Source organism: Streptomyces swartbergensis (assembly GCF_002148965.1).
Classification (GTDB): domain Bacteria; phylum Actinomycetota; class Actinomycetes; order Streptomycetales; family Streptomycetaceae; genus Streptomyces; species Streptomyces swartbergensis.
Genome location: NZ_NGFN01000655.1, coordinates 1 through 1,830, shown reverse-complemented (window position 1 = coordinate 1,830; position 1,830 = coordinate 1). Strand labels below are relative to the sequence as shown.

Below are 1,830 nucleotides of genomic sequence, written 5' to 3'. Positions count from 1 at the left end.
GGGGCTCTGGAGCGGCAGGGGACCGGGCACCGGCGGGGCGCGCCTCGCCGGGTGAGCCGTGGCGGTCCGCCGGGGCGGGCCCCGGCGTCTCGTCCGCCGAAGCCGCCGGCGGGCGATGGGCGGCGGGGGCAGAGGGGCCGTGGACCGGCGGCTGAGGCGCCTCGCGGCCCGCCGGCCCGGCACCCGGAGTCGCTCGCCGTCCGTCCACGGTGGCGGCGCGCGGTGCCGTTCCGCTCTCGTCCCCAAGGCCGGCAGGCCCTGCCACCCCCGTGCCCTCTGCCTCCCGCACCACGCGTGTCGCCGTCGCCCCCGTGGGCACCGGTGCAGTCCGGGCCGCCCGCGGTCGTGCCGGGCGCAGCAGTCCGCGGGCCCGGACCCCCGCTGGGGTGAGGGCGGGTGTGCGGCTCAGGCGCAGGCGTTCCACCGCTGTCCGCAGGGCCTCGTACGTGCCGCCGGGGAAGCGGCCCACGAGGACCGCCAGGACGCCGATCAAGGCCGCCGCCACGCCGCCGCGCGTGCCCGCGTCCAGGCCGACCAGGAGGGCCGCGGCGGCGAGGGCGCCGAGAGTGCTGTCGGCGCCCAGCACCACGACCGCCGCGAACCACAACAGACCGCGCACCGGGTCGTAGGCGGCGGGGTCGAAGGCACGCAAACCCATGCCGAGCATGCCGCCGCCCAGCGCGGCGAGCGCGGCGCCCGCGACGAAGGCGAGCAGCTTGAGGGACGGCACCCGGACGCCCGCCGCCTGCGCCCCGGCCTCGTGGTCCCGCATGGCCGCCAGGGCCCGGCCCGTCCGCCCCCGGCGCAGCGCGTGCGCCGCCATCAGGGCGACCGCCAGCAGGAGCAGCTCCAGGACGTAGTACACGCGGTCCCCTTCGAAACCCGCGGGGCGGCCCAGCGACAGGCCCGACGTGGCGTACGGCTGGGCGAAGACGAAGCGGCTCACCCCCACGCCGACCGCGAACGTCGCCAGCGCCAGCGCCAGGCCCCGGCGGCCGATCGCCGGCCAGCCCGTGAGCAGGCCGAGCGGTGCCACCAGGACGACCGCCACCGCGAGGGCCGCCAGCTCCGGCATGTCCGGCAGGCCCGGGAAGCGGCCCGCCGCCAGCAGCGCGGTGAACAGGGCGCCCAGCCCCGCGTACGCCGCCTGCCCCAGGGAGATCTGGCCGCCGCGGCCGGTGACCACCACCAGGGACAGCAGGACGACGGCCAGCGCCGGCACCTGGATCGACGTGTGCAGGTCCCGGCCGGCCAGGCCCAGCGGCAGCAGGAACAGCACGGCCGCGACGATCCACGCGCCGGGCGGTGTCGGAACCCGGGCGGTCGCCGAGCGCGGCAGCGCGTCACGCGTGCCCACACCCGGCAGGACCAGGGCCGCGACCAGCAGGGCGACGACGAACAGGTTCGTGCCGGCCGCCTGGAGCAGCGGCGCGCCCCACCCGGACGGGTGCAGCCGCGTGAGCTGGCTCTGCGCCACCCCGACGCCCAGCGCCACGACCACCGCGACCGGCAGGCTCCGCATCCGCGCGGCCACCGCGACCGCCACGACCTCCATCACGAGCAGCGGCAGCCCGTACGGGTCGAGACGCACGTACGGCGCCAGCAGTACGCCGGTCAGGCCCGCCGTGAAGGAGCCGAACGCCCAGCCCGCCGCCGCCACCCGGTCCGCGTCGATGCCGCCCAGCACGGCGAGCTGCCGGTCGTCGACCACGGCCCGCAGCTCCCGCCCGAAACGCGTCCGGCGCACCACCGCCGCGACCCCGGCGGCCAGCACCAGCACCACCGCGAGCTGCCCCCACGGCTCGTCCGGCACCAGCTCCGGCGCGTCGT

At 78.8% G+C, this 1,830-nt stretch carries 1 protein-coding gene; it reads right to left on the bottom strand.

Annotation, left to right across the window (positions count from 1 at the left end):
* The coding region (locus CA983_RS43275) for an ABC transporter permease subunit (RefSeq protein ID WP_425276519.1) at positions 1–1,830 on the bottom strand (1,830 nt) is incomplete at both ends.